The organism is Janibacter terrae NBRC 107853 (genome assembly GCF_001591405.1).
Lineage (GTDB): Bacteria > Actinomycetota > Actinomycetes > Actinomycetales > Dermatophilaceae > Janibacter > Janibacter terrae.
Genome location: NZ_BCUV01000007.1, coordinates 210,471 through 233,715, shown reverse-complemented (window position 1 = coordinate 233,715; position 23,245 = coordinate 210,471). Strand labels below are relative to the sequence as shown.

At 70.2% G+C, this 23,245-nt stretch carries 33 protein-coding genes; 31 read left to right on the top strand and 2 right to left on the bottom strand.

Translation table 11 applies throughout. From position 1 onward, the window contains the following. Positions 1 to 15 precede the first annotated feature (15 nt). The 21 genes from rplV to meaB all read left to right on the top strand — a co-directional run bounded on the left by rplV (position 16) and on the right by meaB (position 14,701). The gene (rplV, locus tag JT1_RS10650) at positions 16 to 393 is read left to right on the top strand and encodes a 50S ribosomal protein L22 (protein WP_068329053.1); all 378 of its coding nucleotides are present in this window, start codon (positions 16 to 18) and stop codon (positions 391 to 393) included. Continuing rightward, positions 393 to 1,211, top strand: coding sequence for a 30S ribosomal protein S3 (rpsC, locus tag JT1_RS10645; RefSeq protein WP_068326042.1), 819 nt, complete (start codon positions 393 to 395; stop codon positions 1,209 to 1,211). The genes rplV and rpsC overlap by 1 nt, the downstream gene beginning before the upstream one ends. Position 1,212: 1 nt before the next feature. Continuing rightward, the gene (gene rplP / locus JT1_RS10640; protein ID WP_068326038.1) at positions 1,213 to 1,632 is read left to right on the top strand and encodes a 50S ribosomal protein L16; all 420 of its coding nucleotides are present in this window, start codon (positions 1,213 to 1,215) and stop codon (positions 1,630 to 1,632) included. After that, a complete protein-coding gene (rpmC, locus tag JT1_RS10635) occupies positions 1,632 to 1,859 on the top strand; it encodes a 50S ribosomal protein L29 (protein WP_068326035.1) in 228 nt (75 codons plus the stop codon). The genes rplP and rpmC overlap by 1 nt, the downstream gene beginning before the upstream one ends. Positions 1,860 to 1,879: 20 nt before the next feature. Next, on the top strand, positions 1,880 to 2,143 hold the full coding sequence (gene rpsQ / locus JT1_RS10630) for a 30S ribosomal protein S17 (RefSeq protein ID WP_255218309.1): 264 nt from the start codon (positions 1,880 to 1,882) through the stop codon (positions 2,141 to 2,143). A gap of 109 nt (positions 2,144 to 2,252) precedes the next feature. Beyond that, positions 2,253 to 2,621 (top strand): 50S ribosomal protein L14, encoded by a 369-nt coding sequence (gene rplN, locus JT1_RS10625; protein WP_007924689.1) that lies wholly within the window; start codon positions 2,253 to 2,255, stop codon positions 2,619 to 2,621. A 2-nt stretch (positions 2,622 to 2,623) separates the two neighbouring features. Beyond that, positions 2,624 to 2,962: a 50S ribosomal protein L24 gene (gene rplX / locus JT1_RS10620; RefSeq protein WP_068326030.1), complete on the top strand. Its 339-nt coding sequence runs from the start codon at positions 2,624 to 2,626 to the stop codon at positions 2,960 to 2,962. Position 2,963: 1 nt separating this feature from the next. Then, entirely contained in the window at positions 2,964 to 3,539 is a 576-nt protein-coding gene (rplE, locus tag JT1_RS10615; RefSeq protein ID WP_068326028.1) for a 50S ribosomal protein L5, read from the top strand. Position 3,540: 1 nt separating this feature from the next. Then, the gene (locus JT1_RS10610; RefSeq protein WP_007924699.1) at positions 3,541 to 3,726 is read left to right on the top strand and encodes a type Z 30S ribosomal protein S14; all 186 of its coding nucleotides are present in this window, start codon (positions 3,541 to 3,543) and stop codon (positions 3,724 to 3,726) included. A gap of 132 nt (positions 3,727 to 3,858) precedes the next feature. Continuing rightward, positions 3,859 to 4,257: a 30S ribosomal protein S8 gene (gene rpsH, locus JT1_RS10605; protein ID WP_068326025.1), complete on the top strand. Its 399-nt coding sequence runs from the start codon at positions 3,859 to 3,861 to the stop codon at positions 4,255 to 4,257. 12 nt (positions 4,258 to 4,269) lie between these two features. Beyond that, a complete protein-coding gene (gene rplF / locus JT1_RS10600) occupies positions 4,270 to 4,806 on the top strand; it encodes a 50S ribosomal protein L6 (RefSeq protein ID WP_068326022.1) in 537 nt (178 codons plus the stop codon). Positions 4,807 to 4,809: 3 nt separating this feature from the next. Beyond that, entirely contained in the window at positions 4,810 to 5,184 is a 375-nt protein-coding gene (rplR, locus tag JT1_RS10595) for a 50S ribosomal protein L18 (RefSeq protein WP_068326019.1), read from the top strand. Positions 5,185 to 5,218: 34 nt separating this feature from the next. Then, positions 5,219 to 5,887, top strand: coding sequence for a 30S ribosomal protein S5 (rpsE, locus tag JT1_RS10590; protein WP_068326006.1), 669 nt, complete (start codon positions 5,219 to 5,221; stop codon positions 5,885 to 5,887). Further along, complete coding sequence (gene rpmD, locus JT1_RS10585; RefSeq protein ID WP_007924709.1) at positions 5,887 to 6,069, top strand: 50S ribosomal protein L30; 183 nt, start codon at positions 5,887 to 5,889, stop codon at positions 6,067 to 6,069. Before rpsE ends, rpmD begins: the two co-directional genes overlap by 1 nt. 2 nt (positions 6,070 to 6,071) lie before the next feature. Further along, positions 6,072 to 6,557: a 50S ribosomal protein L15 gene (rplO, locus tag JT1_RS10580; RefSeq protein ID WP_068326004.1), complete on the top strand. Its 486-nt coding sequence runs from the start codon at positions 6,072 to 6,074 to the stop codon at positions 6,555 to 6,557. Positions 6,558 to 6,763: 206 nt separating this feature from the next. Next, on the top strand, positions 6,764 to 8,086 hold the full coding sequence (secY, locus tag JT1_RS10575; protein ID WP_068326002.1) for a preprotein translocase subunit SecY: 1,323 nt from the start codon (positions 6,764 to 6,766) through the stop codon (positions 8,084 to 8,086). Beyond that, complete coding sequence (locus JT1_RS10570) at positions 8,086 to 8,649, top strand: adenylate kinase (protein ID WP_068326000.1); 564 nt, start codon at positions 8,086 to 8,088, stop codon at positions 8,647 to 8,649. Before secY ends, JT1_RS10570 begins: the two co-directional genes overlap by 1 nt. A 3-nt stretch (positions 8,650 to 8,652) precedes the next feature. After that, positions 8,653 to 9,501: a type I methionyl aminopeptidase gene (gene map / locus JT1_RS10565; RefSeq protein ID WP_082807616.1), complete on the top strand. Its 849-nt coding sequence runs from the start codon at positions 8,653 to 8,655 to the stop codon at positions 9,499 to 9,501. Positions 9,502 to 9,637: 136 nt separating this feature from the next. Further along, positions 9,638 to 11,500 (top strand): methylmalonyl-CoA mutase family protein, encoded by a 1,863-nt coding sequence (locus JT1_RS10560; protein WP_255218308.1) that lies wholly within the window; start codon positions 9,638 to 9,640, stop codon positions 11,498 to 11,500. Beyond that, positions 11,497 to 13,707: a methylmalonyl-CoA mutase gene (scpA, locus tag JT1_RS10555; RefSeq protein WP_068325996.1), complete on the top strand. Its 2,211-nt coding sequence runs from the start codon at positions 11,497 to 11,499 to the stop codon at positions 13,705 to 13,707. Before JT1_RS10560 ends, scpA begins: the two co-directional genes overlap by 4 nt. Then, positions 13,700 to 14,701: a methylmalonyl Co-A mutase-associated GTPase MeaB gene (gene meaB, locus JT1_RS10550; protein WP_068325994.1), complete on the top strand. Its 1,002-nt coding sequence runs from the start codon at positions 13,700 to 13,702 to the stop codon at positions 14,699 to 14,701. The genes scpA and meaB overlap by 8 nt, the downstream gene beginning before the upstream one ends. Before the next feature lie 85 nt (positions 14,702 to 14,786). Here meaB and JT1_RS10545 read toward each other — a convergent pair whose 3' ends face one another. Beyond that, positions 14,787 to 16,208, bottom strand: a complete 1,422-nt coding sequence (locus JT1_RS10545; protein ID WP_068325992.1) for a CPBP family intramembrane glutamic endopeptidase — start codon at positions 16,206 to 16,208, stop codon at positions 14,787 to 14,789. A 166-nt stretch (positions 16,209 to 16,374) separates the two neighbouring features. Here JT1_RS10545 and infA point away from each other — a divergent pair, with 166 nt between their 5' ends. From infA to truA, 8 genes are all read left to right on the top strand, one after another. After that, positions 16,375 to 16,596 (top strand): translation initiation factor IF-1, encoded by a 222-nt coding sequence (infA, locus tag JT1_RS10540; protein ID WP_007928045.1) that lies wholly within the window; start codon positions 16,375 to 16,377, stop codon positions 16,594 to 16,596. 105 nt (positions 16,597 to 16,701) lie between these two features. Then, the gene (gene rpmJ, locus JT1_RS10535; RefSeq protein ID WP_006592630.1) at positions 16,702 to 16,815 is read left to right on the top strand and encodes a 50S ribosomal protein L36; all 114 of its coding nucleotides are present in this window, start codon (positions 16,702 to 16,704) and stop codon (positions 16,813 to 16,815) included. Positions 16,816 to 17,039: 224 nt separating this feature from the next. Continuing rightward, a complete protein-coding gene (gene rpsM / locus JT1_RS10530) occupies positions 17,040 to 17,411 on the top strand; it encodes a 30S ribosomal protein S13 (RefSeq protein WP_068325988.1) in 372 nt (123 codons plus the stop codon). Positions 17,412 to 17,485: 74 nt separating this feature from the next. Continuing rightward, positions 17,486 to 17,884 (top strand): 30S ribosomal protein S11, encoded by a 399-nt coding sequence (rpsK, locus tag JT1_RS10525; RefSeq protein ID WP_068325987.1) that lies wholly within the window; start codon positions 17,486 to 17,488, stop codon positions 17,882 to 17,884. 29 nt (positions 17,885 to 17,913) lie between these two features. Continuing rightward, on the top strand, positions 17,914 to 18,522 hold the full coding sequence (gene rpsD, locus JT1_RS10520; protein WP_068325985.1) for a 30S ribosomal protein S4: 609 nt from the start codon (positions 17,914 to 17,916) through the stop codon (positions 18,520 to 18,522). A 116-nt stretch (positions 18,523 to 18,638) separates the two neighbouring features. Next, on the top strand, positions 18,639 to 19,673 hold the full coding sequence (locus tag JT1_RS10515; protein WP_068325983.1) for a DNA-directed RNA polymerase subunit alpha: 1,035 nt from the start codon (positions 18,639 to 18,641) through the stop codon (positions 19,671 to 19,673). A 58-nt stretch (positions 19,674 to 19,731) separates the two neighbouring features. Further along, positions 19,732 to 20,433, top strand: a complete 702-nt coding sequence (gene rplQ / locus JT1_RS10510; RefSeq protein WP_068325981.1) for a 50S ribosomal protein L17, sunset domain variant — start codon at positions 19,732 to 19,734, stop codon at positions 20,431 to 20,433. Between the two features lie 91 nt (positions 20,434 to 20,524). Next, positions 20,525 to 21,355 carry a tRNA pseudouridine(38-40) synthase TruA gene (truA, locus tag JT1_RS10505; RefSeq protein WP_068329047.1) on the top strand — a complete coding sequence of 277 codons (831 nt, stop codon included), beginning with the start codon at positions 20,525 to 20,527 and terminating at the stop codon, positions 21,353 to 21,355. Between the two features lie 39 nt (positions 21,356 to 21,394). Here truA and JT1_RS10500 read toward each other — a convergent pair whose 3' ends face one another. Continuing rightward, on the bottom strand, positions 21,395 to 21,961 hold the full coding sequence (locus JT1_RS10500) for an ArsR/SmtB family transcription factor (protein ID WP_068325978.1): 567 nt from the start codon (positions 21,959 to 21,961) through the stop codon (positions 21,395 to 21,397). A 231-nt stretch (positions 21,962 to 22,192) separates the two neighbouring features. Here JT1_RS10500 and rplM point away from each other — a divergent pair, with 231 nt between their 5' ends. Both rplM and rpsI read left to right on the top strand, forming a co-directional pair. Then, positions 22,193 to 22,636: a 50S ribosomal protein L13 gene (rplM, locus tag JT1_RS10495; protein ID WP_068329044.1), complete on the top strand. Its 444-nt coding sequence runs from the start codon at positions 22,193 to 22,195 to the stop codon at positions 22,634 to 22,636. Positions 22,637 to 22,666: 30 nt separating this feature from the next. Continuing rightward, positions 22,667 to 23,182: a 30S ribosomal protein S9 gene (rpsI, locus tag JT1_RS10490; RefSeq protein WP_068325975.1), complete on the top strand. Its 516-nt coding sequence runs from the start codon at positions 22,667 to 22,669 to the stop codon at positions 23,180 to 23,182. Positions 23,183 to 23,245 lie beyond the last annotated feature (63 nt).

Below are 23,245 nucleotides of genomic sequence, written 5' to 3'. Positions count from 1 at the left end.
ACCGAGCAGGAGACGCTGTTCGCCCGTGCCTCCGCGCGTCACGTCCGCGTGACGCCGCAGAAGGCGCGTCGTGTCGTGGACATGATCCGCGGCAAGGACACCATGACCGCGATCGCGACCCTGCAGTTCGCGCCGCAGACCGCGTCCGAGCCGACCCTCAAGGTCCTGCAGAGCGCCATCGCCAACCTGCGCGTCAAGGCCGACGAGGCGGGGGAGCCCTTCGACGAGCGCAACCTCGTCATCTCCTCGGCCTTCGTCGACGAGGGCCCGACGATGAAGCGTTTCCGTCCGCGGGCCCAGGGCCGCGCCGGCCGGATCAACAAGCGCACCAGCCACATCACCGTCCTCGTGACGAGCAAGCCTGAGAAGGCCGCGAAGGGAGGGACCCGCTGATGGGTCAGAAGATCAACCCGCACGGCTTCCGTCTGGGCATCACCACCGACCACAAGAGCCGCTGGTTCGCCGACTCCAACAAGGAGGGCCAGCGCTACCGCGACTACGTCAAGGAAGACGTCGCGATCCGCAAGCTCATGTCCACGGGCATGGAGCGCGCCGGCATCGCCCGCGTCGAGATCGAGCGCACCCGTGACCGCGTGCGTGTGGACATCCACACCGCGCGCCCGGGCATCGTCATCGGTCGCCGTGGCGCCGAGGCCGACCGCATCCGCGGCGAGCTCGAGAAGCTCACCGGCAAGCAGGTGCAGCTGAACATCCTCGAGGTCAAGAACCCCGAGATCGAGGCCCAGCTCGTCGCCCAGGGCATCGCCGAGCAGCTCGCTGCTCGCGTCACCTTCCGTCGCGCCATGCGCAAGGGGATGCAGTCCTCCCTCCGCGCCGGTGCGAAGGGCATCCGGATCCAGTGCTCCGGCCGCCTCGGTGGTGCCGAGATGTCCCGCTCCGAGTTCTACCGCGAGGGTCGCGTGCCGCTGCACACCCTCCGCGCGAACATCGACTACGGCTTCTACGAGGCCCGCACGACCTTCGGCCGCATCGGCGTCAAGGTCTGGATCTACAAGGGCGACATGACCGAGAAGGAGTTCGCGGCGCAGCAGGCGACCGCAGCTCCCCGTGGTCGTGGCCCGCGTCGCGACCGCGACGACCGCCCCGCCCGCGCCCGTCGCGGTGGCGACCGCAACGAGGGTCAGGCCCAGGCCGCCCCCGCTGAGGCTCCCGCCGCCGAGGCTCCGGCCAAGACCGAGGGAGAGTCCTGAGATGTTGATCCCCCGACGGGTCAAGCACCGCAAGCAGCACCACCCCAAGCGCTCCGGCATGGCGAAGGGCGGCACGGCCGTCACCTTCGGTGACTACGGGCTCCAGGCGCTATCGCCGGCGTACGTCACCAACCGGCAGATCGAGGCCGCTCGTATCGCCATGACGCGCTACATGAAGCGTGGTGGCAAGGTCTGGATCAACATCTACCCGGACCGTCCGCTCACCAAGAAGCCGGCTGAGACCCGCATGGGTTCCGGCAAGGGCTCGCCCGAGTGGTGGGTCGCCAACGTCAAGCCCGGCCGGATCATGTTCGAGATCTCCGGCGTGGACGAGGAGACCGCTCGCGAGGCCATGCGCCTGGCGATGCACAAGCTGCCGATGAAGTGCCGCTTCGTCGCGCGTGAGGGTGGTGACATCTGATGGCAGTCGGATCGAAGGACCTGACCCCCACGGACCTGCGTGAGCTGACCGACGAGCGTCTGGTCGACGAGCTGCGCAAGGCCAAGGAGGAGCTCTTCAACCTCCGTTTCCAGTCGGCCACCGGCCAGCTGGACAACCATGGCCGCCTCCGCGCGGTCCGCAAGGACATCGCTCGGATCTACACCGAGATGCGCGAGCGCGAGCTCGGGATCGGTGGGTCCAAGTGAGCGAAAACGTGAAAGGACCCGTGAGCTCCACCGTGCGAAACGACCGCAAGACGCGCCGCGGCTACGTCGTCTCCGACAAGATGGACAAGACCGTTGTCGTCGAGGTCGAGGACCGCGTCAAGCACGCGCTGTACGGCAAGGTCATGCGCAAGACCTCCAAGGTCAAGGCGCACGACGAGCAGAACAGCGCCGGCGTCGGCGACCACGTCGTCATCATGGAGACCCGACCGCTGTCCGCCACCAAGCGCTGGCGCATCGTCGAGATCCTCGAAAAGGCCAAGTAAGGCCACCCCGGACGCGAAGGGGGCACACGCCCCCTTCGCCCGGACGAAGACCACATCAGTTCGGCCAGGCTCGCCGCGGCGAGAACCAGCACGACGACAGGAGTGAGAAGTGATCCAGCAGGAGTCGCGACTTCGCGTCGCCGACAACACCGGTGCCAAGGAGATCCTGTGCATCCGTGTGCTCGGCGGCTCCGGTCGCCGGTACGCCGGCATCGGCGACACGATCGTCGCCACCGTCAAGGACGCCATCCCCGGTGGCAATGTCAAGAAGGGTGACGTCGTCAAGGCGGTCATCGTTCGTACCACCAAGGAGCGTCGCCGCAACGACGGTTCCTACATCAAGTTCGACGAGAACGCCGCCGTCATCCTCAAGGCCGACGGCGAGCCGCGCGGGACGCGCATCTTCGGCCCGGTCGGTCGCGAGCTGCGCGACAAGAAGTTCATGAAGATCGTCTCGCTCGCACCGGAGGTGATCTGATCATGGCAAAGCTCAAGATCAAGAAGGGCGACCTCGTCCAGGTCCTGTCCGGCAAGGACAAGGGCCTGCAGGGCAAGGTCATCTCGGTCGACACCGAGACCCAGCGCGTCGTGGTCGAGGGTGTCCAGCGGGTCACCCGCCACACCAAGGCCGGCATGGGTGGCCAGGCCGGTGGCCTGGTCGTCTCCGAGGCGCCGATCCACGTGAGCAACGTGGCCGTCGTCGACCCCGAGGACAACAAGCCGACCCGCATCAGGACCCGCGTCGAGACCGTCGAGCGTGACGGTCGCACCAAGGCGAGCCGCACCCGCGTCGCGGGCCGCTCGGGCAAGGACCTCTGAGATGACTGACACCATCGAGACCCAGGCCGTCGAGGCCCCGCGCCTCAAGGGCAAGTACGCCGACCAGGTCGTGCCGGCCCTCCAGGAGCAGTTCGGCTACGGCAACGCGATGCAGGTTCCCCGCGTCGTCAAGGTCGTCGTCAACATGGGCGTCGGCGACGCCGCCAAGGACAGCAAGCTGATCGAGGGTGCCATCCGCGACCTGACCGCCATCACCGGTCAGAAGCCGCAGGTGACCAAGGCCCGCAAGTCCATCGCGCAGTTCAAGCTCCGCGAGGGCATGCCGATCGGTGCGCACGTCACGCTGCGCGGCGCCCGCATGTGGGAGTTCCTCGACCGCCTCACGGCGATCGCGCTCCCGCGCATCCGTGACTTCCGTGGCCTGAACCCCAAGCAGTTCGACGGCAACGGCAACTACACCTTCGGTCTCACCGAGCAGTCCATGTTCCACGAGATCGACCAGGACAAGATCGACCGCGTCCGGGGCATGGACATCACGGTGGTCACCACCGCGACGAACGACGACGAGGGCCGCGCGCTGCTCAAGCAGCTGGGCTTCCCCTTCAAGGAGAACTGACATGGCGAAGACCGCCCTGATCAACAAGGCGAACAAGAAGCCGAAGTTCAAGGTCCGCGGTTACACGCGGTGCCAGCGCTGCGGCCGGCCGCACTCGGTCTACCGCAAGTTCGGCCTGTGCCGTGTGTGCCTTCGTGAGATGGCGCACCGCGGCGAGCTCCCCGGCGTGACCAAGTCCAGCTGGTGACCCACCCGGGCCGACCGACCCCGGCCGGCCCACTGCGACCCCAGGTCGCACCACCCCCCACGAACCGTTCTACATCGAAGGTCGCTCCGGTCCCCGGAGGGAAACCGCGATGAGAGAGGGCAGGCAGAGCCCATGACCATGACCGACCCGATTGCGGACATGCTGACCCGCGTCCGGAACGCCAACTCGGCGCACCACGACGAGGTCTCCATGCCGTACTCCAAGCTCAAGTCGCACATCGCGGAGATCCTCCAGGCGGAGGGTTTCATCGCGGGTTGGACCGTCGAGGAGGCGACCGTCGGCAAGACGCTGACCGTCTCCCTCAAGTACGGCCCCAACCGTGAGCGCTCCATCGCGGGCGTGCGCCGGGTGTCCAAGCCCGGTCTGCGCGTGTACGCGAAGTCCACCAACCTGCCGAAGGTGCTCGGCGGCCTGGGCGTGGCGATCATCTCCACGTCCTCCGGCCTCCTCACCGACAAGCAGGCCGCAACCAAGGGTGTGGGTGGGGAAGTCCTCGCCTACGTCTGGTAAGGGGAAGCAGACATGTCGCGTATTGGACGACTCCCGGTCGCCATCCCCAGCGGTGTCGACATCGCCATCGAGGGCCAGACCGTCAAGGTCAAGGGCCCCAAGGGCGAGCTGCAGGTCAACGTGACCGAGCCGATCACGGTCGAGAAGACCGAGGCCGGCGTCGAGGTCAGCCGCCCGAACGACGAGCGCGAGTCGCGTTCGCTGCACGGCCTGACCCGCAGCCTCATCCACAACATGGTCATCGGTGTCACCGAGGGCTACGAGAAGAAGCTCGAGATCCACGGCACCGGTTACCGCGTGGTCAACAAGGGCGGTTCCCTGGAGTTCGCTCTGGGCTACAGCCACCCGATCACGATCGAGGCCCCCGAGGGCATCAGCTTCAACGTCGAGAACCCGACGCGCTTCAGCGTGCAGGGCATCGACAAGCAGCTCGTCGGCGAGACCGCTGCCGTCATCCGCAAGCTCCGCCGTCCCGACCCGTACAAGGGCAAGGGTGTCCGGTACGAGGGCGAGCACATCCGTCGCAAGGTCGGAAAGGCTGGTAAGTAAGCCATGGCCAAGATCATCAAGCGTGCCAAGGGCAAGAGCGCTGCTCGTGGCCGTCGCCACCTGCGCCTGCGCAAGAAGGTCAGCGGGACCGCCACGCGCCCCCGTCTGGTCGTGACGCGCAGCAGCCGCCACGTCTTCGTCCAGGTCGTCGACGACACCGTCGGCAAGACCGTCGCGTCCGCGTCGACCATGGAGGCCGACGTTCGCGCCCTCGATGCCGACAAGACCGAGCGGGCCAAGAAGGTCGGTGAGCTCGTCGCCGAGCGCGCGAAGTCCGCTGGCGTCGAGGCCGTCGTCTTCGACCGCGGTGGCAACCGCTACCACGGTCGCGTCGCCGCCATCGCGGACGGCGCCCGCGAAGGGGGTCTGACCCTGTGATGCAGGCCCAGAACGTCGAGAAGAGGAACATCTGATGCCCGGACCCCAGCGTCGAGGCGCCGGTGCCGCCGCAGGCACCAACGAGCGCTCCAGCAACGACCGTCGTGACAACCGTGGCGGTGGCCGCGACCGTCGTGACGGTGGCCGTGACCGCACCGAGAGCCAGTTCCTCGAGCGCGTCGTGACCATCAACCGCGTCTCCAAGGTCGTCAAGGGTGGTCGTCGCTTCAGCTTCACCGCCCTGGTCGTCGTCGGTGACGGCGACGGCACCGTGGGTGTCGGCTACGGCAAGGCCAAGGAGGTGCCCGCGGCGATCGCCAAGGGTGTCGAGGAGGCGAAGAAGAGCTTCTTCACCGTCCCGCGCATCCAGGGCACCATCCCTCACCCCGTCCAGGGTGAGGCCGCGGCCGGTGTCGTCATGCTCCGTCCGGCCTCCCCGGGTACCGGTGTCATCGCCGGTGGTCCGGTGCGCGCCGTGCTCGAGTGCGCCGGCATCCACGACGTGCTGTCCAAGAGCCTCGGCTCGGACAACGCGATCAACATCGTCCACGCGGCGGTCGCGGCCCTGAAGGGTCTCGAGCGTCCGGAGGCCGTCGCGGCTCGCCGCGGTCTGCCCCTGGACCAGGTCGCCCCGGCAGCCATGCTGCGTGCCCAGGCCGCTGGTCGCGCCGAGGCCGCCGACAAGGCGAAGGCGGGTGCATGATGGCACGTCTGAAGGTGACCCAGACCCGTTCCGAGATCGGTGGCAAGCAGAACCAGCGCGACACCCTGCGCAGCCTCGGTCTGAAGCGCATCGGCGACGTCGTCGTCAAGGAGGACCGCCCGGAGATCCGTGGCATGGTCCAGACGGTTCGCCACCTGGTGACCGTCGAGGAGGTTGACTGATCATGGCTGACTCCAAGGCCACCCCGAACCCGGAGCAGGGTTCCACCCACGCGCTGAAGGTGCACCACCTTCGTCCCGCCCCCGGTGCCAAGACCGCGAAGACCCGTGTGGGTCGCGGTGAGGGCTCCAAGGGCAAGACGGCCGGTCGCGGTACCAAGGGCACCAAGGCCCGGTACCAGGTGCCGGAGCGCTTCGAGGGTGGTCAGACGCCGCTGCACATGCGTCTGCCCAAGCTCCGTGGCTTCAAGAACCCGTTCAAGACCGAGTACCAGGTCGTGAACCTCGACCGCATCTCCGCGCTCTTCCCCGAGGGCGGCAGCGTGGGCGTCGAGGAGCTCGTGGCGAAGGGGGCCGTCCGCGACGGCCACCTCGTCAAGGTGCTCGGCTCCGGCGACATCACGGTGAAGGTCGACCTCACGGTCGACGCCTTCTCCGCGAGTGCCAAGGACAAGATCGAGGCGGCCGGCGGCAGCATCACCGCTCGCTGACCCCCTTCGGTCCCGCGTGAGGCCGCCCCGTGCTCGGGGCGGCCTCGACGCGTCTTCTTGACCCGTGCCGGCGCACCCGGGCGAGCGGGTCATGTCGCGGCCTCCCGGACGCGGCAGGTATCGTCTGACAGGTTGCGCCGCCGCCGGTGGCCACCTGCCCGCAGCACACCCACTGCACCCACGGCACCGTCCCTGGAGGAACCCACGTGCTCTCCGTCTTCACCCGGGCGTTCAAGACGCCCGACCTGCGGCGCAAGCTGCTCTTCACGTTGGGCATCATCGTGCTCTTCCGCCTCGGCTCCCACGTGCCGACGCCGAACGTGAACTACACGGCCGTGCAGGCGTGCATCGCCGGTGCCCGGGACGACGCCAGCAACAACTTCCTCGGCATGGCCAACCTCTTCAGCGGGGGTGCCCTCCTGCAGCTGTCGATCTTCGCGCTCGGGATCATGCCGTACATCACGGCGAGCATCATCGTGCAGCTGCTGACGGTCGTCATCCCCCGCTTCGAGCAGCTGAAGAAGGAGGGGCAGCAGGGCCAGGCGAAGATGACGCAGTACACGCGGTACCTGACCATCGCGCTGGCCGTCCTGCAGTCGGCCACCTTCATCACCTTCGCGCGCAACCCCGCGAGCCTGTTCAACAACGCGGACTGCGGACCGATCCTCTACCGCGAGTCGATGTTCTCGATCATCCTCATGGTGCTGACGATGACCGCCGGCACGGGCCTGATCATGTGGCTCGGCGAGCTCGTCACGGACAAGGGTGTCGGCAACGGCATGTCCCTGCTGATCTTCACCTCGATCACCGCGACCTTCCCCGGCTCCCTGTGGGCCATCCAGCAGAAGGACGGCCGCTGGGACATCTTCTTCCTCGTCATCGCCATCGGCCTGGTGATCATCGCCGCGGTCGTCTTCGTCGAGCAGAGCCAGCGCCGCATCCCGGTGCAGTACGCGAAGAAGATGGTCGGGCGCCAGATGTACGGCGGGACCTCCACGTACATCCCGATCAAGGTCAACATGGCCAACGTCATCCCGGTCATCTTCGCCAGCTCCATGCTCGCGCTGCCGCAGATGATCGCCCAGTTCCAGACCGACCCGGCGGGCAACAACCCCGGGTGGGTGGACTGGATCAACACCTACCTCGTGCGGGGTGACCACCCCATCTACATGGCGGTCTTCACCGCGATGATCCTCTTCTTCACCTTCTTCTACGTCTCGATCACCTTCAACCCCACGGAGGTCGCGGACAACATGAAGAAGTACGGGGGGTTCATCCCCGGTATCCGCGCCGGGCGACCCACGGCCGAGTACCTCCAGTACGTGCTCACCCGCATCACCGTGCCGGGAGCCATCTACCTCGCTCTGGTCTCGTTGATCCCGCTGATCGCCCTCGTGCTCGTCGGCGCCAACCAGAACTTCCCCTTCGGCGGTACGTCTATCCTCATCATGGTGGGCGTCGGTCTGGAGACGGTGAAGCAGATCGAGTCCCAGCTCCAGCAACGCCACTACGAAGGATTCCTCCGCTGATGCGTCTCATCATCCTCGGCCCGCCCGGCGCCGGCAAGGGCACCCAGGCCACCGCGATCGCCCGGCACTACGGCATCCCGGCTGTCTCCACCGGTGACATCTTCCGGGCCAACATCAAGAACGAGACCGAGCTCGGGCTCCAGGTCAAGGAGATCCTCGCGACGGGTGGCTACGTCTCCGACGACATCACCAACGCGATCGTCGAGGCCCGCCTCGACGAGGCCGACGCCGAGCCCGGCTTCCTCCTCGACGGCTACCCGCGCACGACCGCGCAGGTGACCGCCCTGGACGCCATGCTCGCCAAGAGCGACCACTCCATCGACAAGGTGCTCGAGCTCGTCGTCGACGACGAGGTCGTCGTCCAGCGGCTCCTCAAGCGCGCCGAGCTCGAGGGGCGCGTCGACGACACCGAGGACGTCATCCGCGAGCGGATGGCCATCTACCACCGCGAGACCGAGCCGCTGTCCGACGCGTACGAGGCCCGTGGGCTCCTCGTCACCGTCGACGGCGAGGGCGAGGTCGAGGACGTGGCGCGGCGGATCTTCGCCGCCCTCGACGCCTGAGCCTTGTCGTTCTTCGGCCGCGAGCGGTTCCGCGCGCGCACCCCGGACGAGCTCCGGGCCATGCGCGTGGCGGGGCTGCTCACCGGCCGCACCCTGGAGATGCTGAGGGGGGAGGTCCGCGCGGGCACCACGACCGGGCACCTCGACGCGCTCGCGGAGGAGTTCATCCGTAGCGGCGGGGGAGTGCCCAACTTCCAGCTCGTGCCCGGCTACGCGCACACCCTCTGCACGTCGGTCAACGACGAGATCGTCCACGGGATCCCCGGTGACCGCGTGCTGCGCGAGGGTGACCTGCTGAGCATCGACTGCGGTGCCGAGGTCGACGGGTGGAACGGCGACAGCGCCATCACCGTCGTCGTCGGCGGGGACGACGCGGCGCACCCGGCCGCGGCGCGCCTGTCCGAGATCACCCGACGCTCCCTGTGGGCCGGGATCGCCGCCCTTCGTCCCGGTGGGGACCTGAACGACGTCGGGGGCGCGATCGAGGACTCGATCCGCGACGACGGCCGGGCCGATGGCGTGGCCTACGGCATCGTCGAGGACTACACGGGGCACGGCATCGGCGAGCACATGCACCTGCCGCCCAACATCCCCAACTACCGCGTCCGGGGCCGCACCCCGCAGACGCCCGTCGGCACCACGATGGCGATCGAGCCCATGGTCACCCTCGGCGACCAGGCCAACCACGTCCTCGACGACGACTGGACCGTGGTCACCGACGACGGCGGGCCCGCGGCGCACTGGGAGCACTCCGTCGCCCTCACCGCGCGCGGCATCTGGGTGCTCACGGCCCTCGACGGCGGCGAGGCCGAGCTGACGGCCCGCGGCGCCCCCTTCGCCCCCCTGGACTGACCCCGACGAGGACCGGCGGATGTGGCGCACGCGACGTCGGGTACCGGTTCGCGGGCCGTCGTCGCTCGGTAGGGTGCGAGTCAGTCATGCCATCGGCGGCGCGCCGGTGCCTGCGTCGATGAGGAGAGCTGCCCGGATGTCCCTTCCCCCTGCACACGACGACGTGATGGGGCTGGCTGCCGGCTTCCCGAGCACGGGCCCCGATGCGTGGGCCGAGCTCGCCGCCGCGGTGGTCAACAGGTCCCGCCCCGAGGACCGTCGGGTCGACGGCGCCGGCGCCCGTGAGGCGCTGACCAGCCACCTGCCCGGTGGGCTCGACATCGACCCGATCTACTGGCCGGAGCCGGGGCGCGCGCTCGGTCTGCCGGGGGCGATGCCCTTCACCCGCGGCCGCGGCCCGCGCCACCCCGACCTGCCGTGGGACGTGCGCCAGCTCCACGACGACCCGGACGCCGCGACGAGCCGCGCCGCCGTCCTCGACGACCTCGAGCGCGGCGTCAGCTCGGTCTGGTTGCACCTCGGCGCCGACGGCATCACCGCCGGTGACGTCGCCGAGGTCCTCACCGATGTCATGGTCGACCTCGCCCCGGTCGTCGTCAGCTCGAGCGACGACCAGCCCGCCGCCGCCGCCGCGCTCGTCGCCGCCTGGGAGGCGAAGGGGGTCGACCCTGCCCTCGTCGCCGGCAGCCTCGGTCACGACCCGGTCGGCCAGGTCGCCGCCCGTGGTGGCACCCCCGACCTGGCTCCGCTCGCGGACGCCGTCGCCACCTGTCGCGACCGGTTCACCGGGGTCCGCGCGATCACCGTCGACGCCCGCGTCCACCACGACGCCGGCGCGAGCGACCAGGACGAGATCGCCCTCGCCCTGGCCACCGCGCTCGACTACGTGCGCCACCTGTCGCAGTCGGGCGTCGACCCGGCCGAGGCCTTCCGCCGCATCGACTTCCGCGTGGCGGCCACTGCCGACCAGTTCGCGACCATCGCCAAGCTGCGCGCGCTGCGCCGCACGTGGGCGCGCGTCGGCGAGGTCCTCGAGGTCCCCGAGCCCGACCGGGGTGCATGGGTCCACGCCGTCACGTCCTGGCGCATGCAGACCCGCACCGACCCCTGGGTCAACCTCCTGCGGGACACGATCGCGTGCTTCGCCGCCGCTGCGGGCGGCGCCGACGCGATCACCGTGCTGCCGTACGACCACGCCCTGGGCCTGCCGACGGCCTTCTCCCGCAGGGTCGCCCGCAACACCCAGTCGCTGCTGTCGTCCGAGTCCAATGTCGCCAGGGTGGCCGACCCCGCGGGTGGCTCGGCCTATGTCGAGTCGCTGACCGACGAGCTGGCCCGTGCCGCCTGGGCCTGGTTCGGAGAGCTCGACGCCGCGGGTGGTGCTGCCGCCGGCCTGGCGTCCGGTGCGGTCGCCGAGCGCCTCGCGGCGACCCGCGCCGAGCGCGACGCCGCCCTCGCCACGCGGGCCCTCCCGCTCACCGGCACCTCGACCTTCCCGCTGGCGGGGGAGCAGCTGCTCCAGCGCACCGCCCGGGTGCAGCTGCCCGGCGAGGGCCTGCCCCGCCGTCGTGACGGTGAGGTCTTCGAGGCGTTGCGCGAGCGCACCGCCACCGGGGACGTCAGCGTCCCGGTCCTGGCCCTCGGTCCCGCCCGTGAGCACACCGCCCGCCTGACCTTCGTCGCCAACCTCCTCGGCGTCGCCGGCATCCGGCCCGACGTCGTGGAGGTCACCGACGCCGCCGACATCGCGGCCGCCGACGCCCCGGTCGTGATCATCGCCTCCTCCCGGACCGGCTACGAGGCGCTCGCCGAGGCGAGCGTCGCCTCCCTTCGCTCCGCCGGCGTGCAGCGCGTCCTCGTCGCCGGCTCGGCCACGGAGCTCGGCGGGACCACCGTCGACGGCGAGATCCGCGACGGCATGGACGTCGTCGCCTTCCTCACGGAGCTCTTGGACCTCCTCGACACCCCCCGCGCCCCGCAGGCAGGAGCAGACGCATGAGCGCGCAGATCCCCACCTTCGACACCGTCGACCTCGGCGAGGGCACCCCGTCCCCGGACGCCGCCGCCCGCTGGCAGGAGGCGCTCGAGGCGACCCCCGGTGCGGCCGACGGCTGGGAGACGCCGGAGAAGATCGCGGTCGCCCCGGTCTACACCGAGGCCGACACCGCGGACCTCGACTTCCTCGAGACCGCCCCGGGCGCGGCCCCCTTCCTCCGCGGCCCGTACCCCACGATGTACGTGAACCAGCCGTGGACGATCCGGCAGTACGCCGGCTTCTCCACGGCCGAGGAGTCCAACGCGTTCTACCGACGCAACCTCGCTGCCGGGCAGAAGGGCCTGTCCGTCGCCTTCGACCTGGCGACGCACCGCGGGTACGACAGCGACCACCCGCGCGTCTCCGGTGACGTCGGCATGGCGGGTGTCGCGATCGACTCGATCTACGACATGCGCACCCTCTTCGACGGCATCCCGCTGGACCGGATGAGCGTGTCGATGACGATGAACGGCGCGGTCCTGCCGATCCTCGCCCTCTACGTCGTCGCGGCCGAGGAGCAGGGGGTGAGCCCGGAGCAGCTGAGCGGCACTATCCAGAACGACATCCTCAAGGAGTTCATGGTCCGCAACACCTACATCTACCCGCCGACGCCGTCGATGCGGATCATCTCCGACATCTTCGCGTACACGAGCCAGCGGATGCCGCGGTTCAACTCGATCTCCATCTCCGGCTACCACATGCAGGAGGCCGGGGCGACGCAGGACCTCGAGCTCGGCTACACGCTCGCCGACGGCATCGAGTACATCCGGGCCGGCAGGGCGGCCGGCATGGACGTCGACGCCTTCGCGCCGCGGCTGTCCTTCTTCTGGGCCATCGGGATGAACTTCTACATGGAGGTCGCCAAGCTGCGCGCTGCGCGACTGCTGTGGGCGCGCCTGGTCAAGGAGAACTTCGAGCCGACCAACGCCAAGTCGCTCTCGCTGCGCACCCACTCGCAGACCTCCGGCTGGAGCCTCACCGCGCAGGACGTCTACAACAACGTCGTGCGCACGTGCGTCGAGGCGATGGCCTCGACGCAGGGCCACACGCAGAGCCTGCACACCAACGCGCTCGACGAGGCGATCGCGCTGCCGACGGACTTCTCCGCGCGCATCGCCCGCAACACCCAGCTCGTGCTCCAGCAGGAGTCGGGCACGACGCGCGTCATCGACCCGTGGGGCGGCAGCGCCTACGTCGAGCGCCTGACGCATGACCTCGCGCAGCGGGCTTGGGCCCACATCGAGGAGGTCGAGGCGGCCGGCGGCATGGCCAGGGCCATCGAGGCCGGCATCCCCAAGATGCGCATCGAGGAGGCGGCCGCCCGCACGCAGGCGCGCATCGACTCCGGCCAGCAGCCGGTCATCGGTGTCAACACCTACCCGGTCACCGAGAGCAGCGTCGACGAGGCCATCGAGATCCTCAAGGTGGACAACGCCGCGGTCCGTGCCTCGCAGATCGCCAAGCTCGAGCGCCTGCGTGCCGAGCGGGACGAAGGGGAGGCCCGCGCTGCCCTCGCAGCGCTCACCGAGGCGGCTCGTGCCGAGGGCGGCACGATGGAGACCAACCTCCTGGCGCTCGCGATCGACGCGGCCCGCGCCAAGGCGACCGTCGGCGAGATCTCCTCCGCGCTGGAGGAGGTCTACGGCCGCTACACCGCGCAGATCCGTACGATCTCGGGTGTGTACCGGGACGAGGCAGGCAAGGGCGGGGCCGTCGACGAGGTCCTGGCCAAGGTCGAGGAGTTCGAGCAGGCCGAGGGCCGGCGCCCCCGGATCCTCGTCGCCAAGATGGGCCAGGACGGCCACGACCGCGGGCAGAAGGTCATCGCGACCGCCTTCGCCGACCTCGGCTTCGACGTCGACGTGGGCCCGCTCTTCCAGACGCCCGCGGAGGTGGCCCGCCAGGCCGTCGAGGGCGACGTGCACGTCGTCGGGGTGTCCTCGTTGGCCGCGGGGCACCTCACCCTGGTGCCCGCGCTGCGGGCCGAGCTCGACGAGCTCGGGCGCGAGGACCTGATGATCGTCGTGGGCGGTGTCATCCCCGACCAGGACTTCGAGGAGCTGCGCGCCGCCGGTGCCGACGACATCTACCCGCCGGGGACCGTCATCGCCACGGCGGCCGGTCGCCTCGTCGACCGGCTGCGGGAGCGGGCCGCCGGCACCGATGCCTGAGTCGGTCGCCGACCTCGCCCAAGGGGTGCGCGATCGCTCCCGGGCGCACATCGCCCGGGCGATCACGCTCGTCGAGTCCTCGCGCCCGGACCACCGGGAGCGGGCCCGCGAGCTGCTCGCGCTGATCGCCCCGCACACCGGTCAGGGCATGCGCGTGGGCGTCTCGGGGATCCCGGGCGCCGGCAAGTCGACCTTCATCGACGCTCTCGGCACGCGACTCATCGAGCGCGGCCACCGGGTCGCCGTCGTCGCGGTCGACCCGAGCAGCGCGCGCACCGGCGGCTCGGTCCTCGGTGACCGCACCCGGATGGCGTCGCTGACCGCGAGCGAGGACGCCTTCGTCCGGCCGTCGCCGTCGGGTGCGCACCTGGGTGGCGTCGCGCGGGCGACCCGTGAGGGGATGCTCGTGCTCGAGGCCGCCGGGTACGACGTCGTGCTCGTCGAGACCGTCGGTGTCGGCCAGTCCGAGGTCGCGGTCGCGGAGATGGTCGACACCTTCCTCATGCTCGCCCTGGCCCGCGGCGGCGACCAGCTCCAGGGCATCAAGCGCGGCATCCTCGAGATGGCCGACGTCATCGCCGTCAACAAGGCCGACGGCGAGCACGCGGGTGATGCCCGCGTCGCCGCGCGCGAGCTGGCCGGCGCGATGCGCCTGATGAACTCCGACCCCGACGCCCGCCGTCCCCCGGTCCTCACCTGCAGCGCGCACACCGGCGACGGTCTCGACGAGGTGTGGGAGGCCGTGCTCGAGCACCGTGCCTACCTCGAGGAGCAGGGCTCGCTCCTGGGCCGGCGCGCGGAGCAGCAGCGCGAGTGGATGTGGGCGATGGTCGACGCCGAGCTGCGTGACGCCGTGCGCCGCTCGCCGCGGGTGCGCGAGCTCCTCGGGGCGCTCACGAGCGGGGTGCGCTCCGGCGAGGTGAGCGCCGTCGACGGTGCCGCGCGCATCATCGAGGCCTTCTCCGCCGATCTCGCCGAGCGATCCGGCGACTGACGCGTCCCCGGAGCCCGCGTCCCGGAGCCCGCATTCCCCTAGGGCAATGCACATCCCGTGTGCATTGCCCTAGGGGAATGCAGCGTCAGGCGAGTGGGTCGGCAGGCGCGGGGGAGCTCGTGGCCGGGGCGCCGAGCTTCTTCGGGGCGACGCCGGCGCGGCGCGCCTGCCACAGCAGGATCGCCGTCATGACGAAGGTCGCGAGCACCCCGAGCCCGGCGGTCCCCGCGGTGCTCGTCGTCTGCTCGGTGACGTACGCGTCCTGGAGCCCGCCGAGCAGGGTCAGGCCGATGGTGATGACGAGGTTGTTGACGACGTGGAGCACGATCGCGGCCTCGAGCCCACCGGTGCGCCACGTGAGGTAGCAGCAGGCGATCGCCATGCCGCCGAGGTCGAGGAGCACCCACGGGTCGAGCGAGGTGTGCGCGAGCGCGAAGAGCGCGGCCGACAGGACCGTCGTCACGACGAGGGCGATCACGGGGCGCCGGATCCACGCGCCGACGCCCTGCATGAGCCCGCCTCGGAAGGCGACCTCCTCACCCGCTGCCTGCAGGGGAGTGGTGAGCACCGTGATGACGAGCAGCCAGGGCCAGTGCTCGGGGCGCGCGCTGGTCTCCTCGCCGCCGGCGAACCACATGACCGCGAGGTAGGCGCCCCACACGATCGTCGTGACGAGCGCCGCGCGCAGCAGCCACCGCCAGCGGATGCGGCCCGCGACGGAGAAGAGCTTGCCGACGGGCCGCCAGTGGCCCACCCGCGTCGCGACCATCGTGGCCGGGATGAGCCCGGCGAGGATGAGGTTGCCGATGAGCATCGTCACCGGGGCGGCGGGGTCGACGTCCGCGCTCCCGGTGGCGTCGAGCATCGACGGGTCGAGGACGAACCACAGGATGCTGAGCGCGACCGCGATGACGACGAAGGTCGCGATCCCCGCGGCCAGCGCGAGCAGGGGCCGCCACCAGCGGTAGCCGGTGGTGCGCATCTGGTGGACGTAGCTGCGCGGCTCGTCGTCGGGCAGTGGGGCGAAGGGAGATCGCGCGGCGGTCGTCGGACCGGCGTGCCGGCGGGCGGCCTCGACGAAGGCCACCGCCACCGGGTGGATCCCCGCCTCCGCTGCCAGCGGCAGGGCCGAGAGGGTCGCGAAGGGAGCTCCGCCGGACCGCACGGTCGCCGGAGCGGCCGGCCCCGCGGGCTCGTCCGTCGTCCAGGTCGTCCCGGGAGCGGTGAGGTAGTCGCCGGCCGGGCGGGCGCCCCCTTCGTCCCCGCCGAGCGGACCGACGACCGGCAGGCCGAGGTGGAGAGCCCAGGAGATCGTCGGGTCGTGCACCGTCGGGTCCGTCTCGGGCGAAGGGAGGACCCACACCCCGTCGAGGTCGGGCGTGGGCGCGGCGCCGGTCGGCAGGCTCACCACCTGCGCGTCCGGGGCCAGGACGGACAGCGCGCGCCGCGCGTGGAGTGCGTCGGGCCGGTCCGTCGGTCCGACGAGGGCGATCCTGGGGCCGGTCATGGCTCGACCCTACGTGGGGGTGAGGATTTCCCTCTGGGTGGCCCCATGCCGTAATCTTGACTGTCGGTCACGTCTGTCATGCCTTCCCGGTCCCCGGGGAGGCGTTGCACGCGTGCCGCCCAGGCCACTCCCACCCAGGGATCGGCCACCAACGGATTGAGAGGGTATGGCCAAGAAGGACGGTGTCATCGAGGTCGAGGGCACGATCGTCGAAGCTCTCCCGAACGCAATGTTCCGGGTCGAGCTCACGAACGGTCACAAGGTTCTCGCCCACATCTCGGGCAAGATGCGGCAGCACTACATCCGGATCCTCCCCGAGGACAAGGTTGTCGTGGAGCTCAGCCCGTACGACCTGACCCGCGGCCGGATCGTCTTCCGTTACCGCTGATCGAGGCGGTCGTGGGCCTGCCGACGACCGACGAGTGAAGCACCACGAGCACGACCCGTCACCACATCCTGGGGCGGGACAGATCGAGAAAGATGCGAGACGGCAATGAAGGTTCAGCCGAGCGTCAAGAAGATCTGCGACAAGTGCAAGGTGATCCGCCGCAACGGTCGGGTCATGGTGATCTGCGAGAACCTGCGCCACAAGCAGCGCCAGGGCTGATCGCGTCCACCAGGACCCCCGTACGGCGGGGACCACGGCTTGTCGCCGGATCCTCGAGCAACGCCCAGTGAAGAAGCACGCACCACCCGGCCCCTTCCCCTTCGCGGGGCAGGACGTCACCCCCGGCTCGGAGGCTGGGGACCGATGGCCCGCTGACAGCAGCGGGAGACACCGTCGGACCGGTGGTGTACCAGACCTCCGAGAGAAGCAAAGGAAGCCAGCACATGGCACGACTTGTTGGAGTCGACCTCCCGCGTGAGAAGCGCGCCGAGGTCGCCCTGACCTACATCTTCGGTGTGGGACGCACGACCGCGCAGAAGGCCCTCGCCGCCACCGGCGTCGACCCGAGCATCCGGGTCAAGGACCTGGACGACGAGCAGCTCGTCGCCCTCCGTGACTACCTCGAGGCGAACGTCCAGCTCGAGGGTGACCTCCGCCGCGAGGTCGCTGCCGACATCCGCCGCAAGGTCGAGATCGGCACCTACGAGGGTCTGCGGCACCGCCGCGGTCTCCCCGTCCGCGGTCAGCGCACCAAGACCAACGCCCGGACCCGCAAGGGCCCGAAGCGCACCGTCGCGGGCAAGAAGAAGGCCTAAGACACCCCGCGTCGCCGCCCTGGGCCAGCCCACGGAGCGGTGACGACCCCACCGAAGAACCTCGTAGGAGAAACATGCCCCCCAAGACCCGCTCCGGCGCCAAGGTGCGCCGCAAGGTCAAGAAGAACGTGGCCGTGGGCCAGGCCCACATCAAGAGCACGTTCAACAACACGATCATCTCGATCACCGACCCCACCGGCGCCGTGATCTCCTGGGCCTCCGCCGGCCAGGTCGGCTTCAAGGGTTCGCGCAAGTCCACCCCGTACGCCGCCCAGATGGCCGCCGAGGCCGCCGCGCGCCGCGCCATGGAGCACGGCATGAAGAAGGTCGACGTCTTCGTCAAGGGCCCGGGGTCCGGTCGCGAGACCGCCATCCGCTCCCTGACCGCCGCCGGCCTCGAGGTCGGCGCGATCTCGGACGTCACGCCCAGCCCGCACAACGGTGTCCGCCCGCCCAAGCGCCGTCGCGTCTGAGCAGCAGAGATACGGGAGACAGATAAGACATGGCTCGTTACACCGGCCCCATCACCAAGAAGTCCCGCCGCCTCAAGCTCGACCTCGTCGGCGGCGACAAGAACTTCGAGCTCCGTCCCTTCCCGCCCGGCCAGCACGGCCGTCGGCGGATCCAGGAGAAGGAGTACCTCACCCAGCTGCAGGAGAAGCAGAAGGCCCGCTTCACCTACGGCGTCATGGAGAAGCAGTTCGTCCGGTACTACAAGGAGGCGGCCAACCGCCCCGGCCAGACCGGTCACAACCTGCTGATCATCCTCGAGTCACGCCTCGACAACGTGATCTACCGCGCGGGCCTGGCCCGCACGCGTCGTCAGGCCCGTCAGCTCGTCACGCACGGCCACTTCGAGGTCAACGGCGTGCGCACCGACGTGCCCAGCCAGCGGGTCGAGCAGTACGACATCATCACCGTCCGCAAGCAGTCGGTCGAGGCCTTCCCGATCCAGCTCGCTCGCGAGACCTTCGGTGAGCGTCCGATCCCGGCGTGGCTGCACGTCATCCCCGGCAGCCTCAAGGTGCTCGTGCACCAGCTGCCGACGCGCGAGCAGATCGACACCCCGCTCACCGAGCAGCTCATCGTCGAGCTCTACTCGAAGAACTGATCCAGCTGCACTGAGGGTGGCTCCCGCGGACCGATGCGGGAGCCACCGTCCGGCTCACGACCGGACACCTTCACGAGGCGTCATATAGCGGTCGCCCGTGGGAAGGAAGAATCACCGTGCTCATCGCACAGCGCCCCAACCTCAGCGAAGAGGTCATCGCCGACAACCGCTCGCGGTTCGTCATCGAGCCCCTCGAGCCCGGCTTCGGGTACACCATCGGCAACTCGCTGCGTCGCACCCTGCTCTCGAGCATCCCGGGTGCCTCGCTCACCTCGATCCGCATCGACGGGGTCCTCCACGAGTTCTCCACGATCCCCGGGGTCAAGGAGGACGTCACCGAGATCATCCTCAACATCAAGTCCCTCGTCGTCTCCAGCGAGAACGACGAGCCGGTCGTGATGTACCTGCGCAAGTCGGGTGCCGGTGCGGTCACCGCCGCCGACATCAACCCGCCCGCGGGTGTCGAGGTGCACAACCCCGACCTGCACATCGCCACGCTCAACGACAAGGGCTCCATCGAGATGGAGCTGACGGTCGAGCGCGGTCGCGGCTACGTCTCGGCGCAGCAGAACAAGTCCGGCGACCAGGAGATCGGCCGCATCCCGGTCGACTCCATCTACTCGCCGGTCCTCGCGGTGACCTACAAGGTCGAGGCGACCCGTGTCGAGCAGCGCACCGACTTCGACCGCCTCGTCGTCGACGTCGAGACCAAGAACTCGATCGCCCCCCGGGACGCGCTGGCCTCCGCCGGCAAGACCCTGGTCGAGCTCTTCGGCCTGGCCCGCGAGCTCAACGTCGAGGCCGAGGGCATCGACATGGGCCCGTCGCCGACCGACGCCGCGATCGCGGCCGACCTGGCGCTGCCGATCGAGGACCTCGACCTCACCGTCCGCTCGTACAACTGCCTCAAGCGCGAGGGCATCCACACCGTGGGTGAGCTCGTCGGGCGCAGCGAGGCCGACCTGCTCGACATCCGCAACTTCGGTGCGAAGTCGATCGACGAGGTCAAGGCCAAGCTGCACGAGATGGACCTGGCCCTGAAGGACAGCCCGCCCGGGTTCGACCCGACGTCCATCCCCGGCTACGGCGAGGACGACGACGACGAGTCGGTGGACGAGGATGCCTCGTTCGCCGAGGACGAGCAGCTCTGACCCACCGCCCTGTTGACCACCGCTGACGCGCGGTAGGTCAGAAACCAAGGAGAACCACATGCCCACCCCCACCAAGGGTCCCCGTATCGGTGGCGGCCCGGCTCACGAGCGGCTGATCCTCGCGAACCTCGCCACCGCGCTCTTCGAGCACGACCAGATCACGACGACGCAGGCCAAGGCCAAGCGTCTGCGTCCCCTGGCCGAGCGCCTCATCACCTTCGCCAAGCGTGGTGACCTCCACGCCCGCCGCAAGGTCATGACGGTCGTCAAGGACAAGAGCGTCGTCCACCGTCTCTTCGTCGAGATCGCGCCCGACGTGGCCGACCGCCCGGGTGGCTACACCCGGATCACGAAGATCGCCGCCCGCAAGGGTGACAACGCCCCCATGTGCGTCATCGAGCTCGTCCGCGAGCCCGTCGACGCCAAGCCCCGGCGAGCGGTCGTCGCCGAGGCGGAGGCCGCCACGCAGCGCTCCGCCCGCGACGAGGCGGCCGAGACCGAGGCCGAGACCGCTGCCCCCGCCGCGCTCGTGGACCTGCCCGAGGGTGCCGTTGCGCCGCTCGAGGACGGTGCCGCGCCGAGCGACGAGTACACGGTCAAGGGCAACCTCGACTCGATGAAGTACCACGTCGCGGGCTCGCAGTGGTACGACCAGACCACCGCCGAGGTCTGGTTCAAGAACGCCGACGAGGCCAAGGCGGCCGGCTTCGAGCCGGCCGGCGGCGAGGCCAAGCAGCAGGAGTCCGACGAGGAGGCCTGAGCCGCCTGAGTCCTCGGACACCCCGGCGAAGGGGGCCGCACCCGTGACGGGTGCGGCCCCCTTCGTCGTCGGCTCGCCTACGCTGGCCCGCATGCGGCTGCGCCTCGACCTCGCCTACGACGGGACCGACTTCCACGGGTGGGCGGCGCAGCCCGGGCTGCGGACCGTCGAGGCCGAGCTGTCGGCGGCGATCACGACGGTGCTGCGTCTGGCCGAGCCGGCGCGGCTGACCGTCGCCGGGCGCACCGACGCCGGCGTCCACGCGGCCGGGCAGGTCGTGCACGTCGACATCGAGCCGGATGAGCTGGAGCGCGCGGTCGGGCACTCGGGCCGTCGCCCCGAGGAAGCCCTGGCGACCCGCCTGCGCGGCGTCCTGCCGCCCGACGCCGTCGTGCACCGCGTACGGGTCGCGCCCGAGGGATTCGACGCGCGCTTCTCGGCCGTGAGCCGGCGCTACCGCTACCTCGTGTGCGACGACCCGGCGCGGGTGGACCCCCTTCGTCGGCGCGAGGTCGTCAGCCTGCGCACGCCGCTCGACGTGGACGCCATGAACTCCGCCACCCGGCAGCTGCTCGGGCTGCGCAACTTCGCGGCCTTCTGCAAGAAGCGCGAGGGGGCGAGCACCACCCGCACGCTGCTGCGCTACGACTGGACCCGCCGCGAGGACGGGCTGCTCGAGGCGAGCGTGCTCGCCGACGCCTTCTGCCACTCGATGGTGCGCGCGCTCATCGGCGCGCTCGTGCCGGTGGGGACGGGGGCGCGCGGGACGGACTTCCCCGCCGAGGTCCTCACCACGGGTGTGCGCGACCCGCGCGTGAAGGTGATGCCGGCGCACGGGCTCTGCCTCGTCGAGGTCGGGTACCCGGCCGACGACGCGCTGGCGGCCCGGGCGCTCGAGGCCCGGGCCCGACGCGAGGAGTGACCTGGTCGCGCTCGGCGGACCCGGGTGGCAGCGGCCACCCTACGGGCGCCGGGGGAGCGGGGTGAGCGCCACGGTGGCCGTGACCCGTCGCGCTCCGGGTGTGCCCGCGCCACGCCGTCGGTAGCGGTCGAGGACGGCGCCGAGCTCGGCGCGCAGTGCGGCCAGCTGGGTCTCGTCGACGAGCACCTCGCGGTCCTCGATGCCGCACTCCTCCTGCCACACGAGCGGCCACGAGACCTGGGAGTCGATCCACGCGTGCTGTCGCTGGGCGTGGTGGTCGACGAGGTCGTGGGCGAGCCAGAGCGCGTCGGCGAGCTCCTCCGCGTCGTCGATCGTGCTCACGGCGACCGTCTCGAGGTCCTCCTCCTCGTCGCTCTCGGCGGCGGCCCACACCCGCGAGCGCCCGTCACCCAGCCCGGTGTCCTCGAGCAGCCCGGCCTGGGCGAGCACGCGGGCGTGGTAGCTCGTGGCGCCGGTGTTGGTGCCGAGGGCGCGGGCCAGCTCCGCGGCCGTCGCGCCGCCGTGCAGCCGCAGGTGGGCGAGGATCCGGGAGCGCAGCGGGTGCGCCAGCAGGCGCCAGGGGGCGGCGGACGGGGTCTCGGTCACCGCCCAAGAATTGCACAAGTATTGTGCAGTTGTCCGGCGCAGATCCTGCACGCAGCGGTCGAAGGGGGCGAAAAGCCCTGTCCTGCAAGGGTTGTGAGCCGTCCGCACGGATTTCGGCAGGCCGCACGGCCCCCGTAGAATTGATCGAAGCGGCGCCGCGTCCCTGCGGGGACGAGCGGCGCCTCCCCTTCGCTCAACCACGAGGGGGACGGACGAGCAGAAGGCATGAACATGCGCACGTACACCCCCAAGGGCGGTGAGATCACCCGTCAGTGGCACGTCATCGACGCCACGGACGTCGTGCTCGGCCGCCTCGCGAGCCAGGCCGCCATCCTGCTGCGCGGCAAGCACAAGACGACCTTCGCCCCCCACGTGGACACCGGCGACTTCGTCATCATCATCAACGCCGACAAGATCGCGCTCACCGGCGCCAAGGCCGAGCAGAAGCGCGCCTACCGCCACTCCGGTCACCCGGGCGGCCTGTCGTCGATGAACTACACCGAGATGCTCGAGAAGCACCCGACCCGCGCCGTGGAGAAGGCCGTCCGCGGCATGCTCCCGCGCAACAGCCTCGGCCGCCAGCAGCTGGACAAGCTCAAGGTCTACGCGGGTGCCGAGCACCCGCACGCCGCCCAGCAGCCCACCCCCTACACGATCTCGCAGGTCGCGCAGTAAGCGCGCCCGATCAGGAACTGAGGATTACCCGTGGCTGAGACCACCGAAAACACCGAGGTGCTCGAGGGCGACGAGCCCGAGCTGAGCTCCTACACCTCCGAGTCCGAGGGCCCCGTCGCCGGCGGCTCCGACGAGCCCGTGCGCCGTCCCTCGGCCTCCGCTCCCGGCGCGGCCACCGGTCGCCGCAAGCAGGCCATCGCCCGCGTCCGGATCGTCCCGGGCACCGGCGAGTGGAAGGTCAACGGGCGCACGCTCGAGGAGTACTTCCCGAACAAGGTCCACCAGCAGATCGTCAACGAGCCGCTCGTCGCGCTCGAGCTCGACGGCGCCTACGACGTGCTCGTGCGCGTCCACGGCGGTGGCCCCTCCGGCCAGGCCGGTGCCGTGCGGCTCGGCGTCGCGCGCTCGCTCAACGGGGTCGACCCCGAGCTCAACCGCGCCACGCTGAAGAAGGCCGGCTACCTCACCCGTGACGCCCGCGTCCCGGAGCGCAAGAAGGCCGGTCTCAAGAAGGCCCGCAAGGCCCCGCAGTACAGCAAGCGCTGATCCACCGATCACCCGCTGGTCGAGGAGCGTGCGCAGCACGCACCCGGAGACCACGAAGGGCGC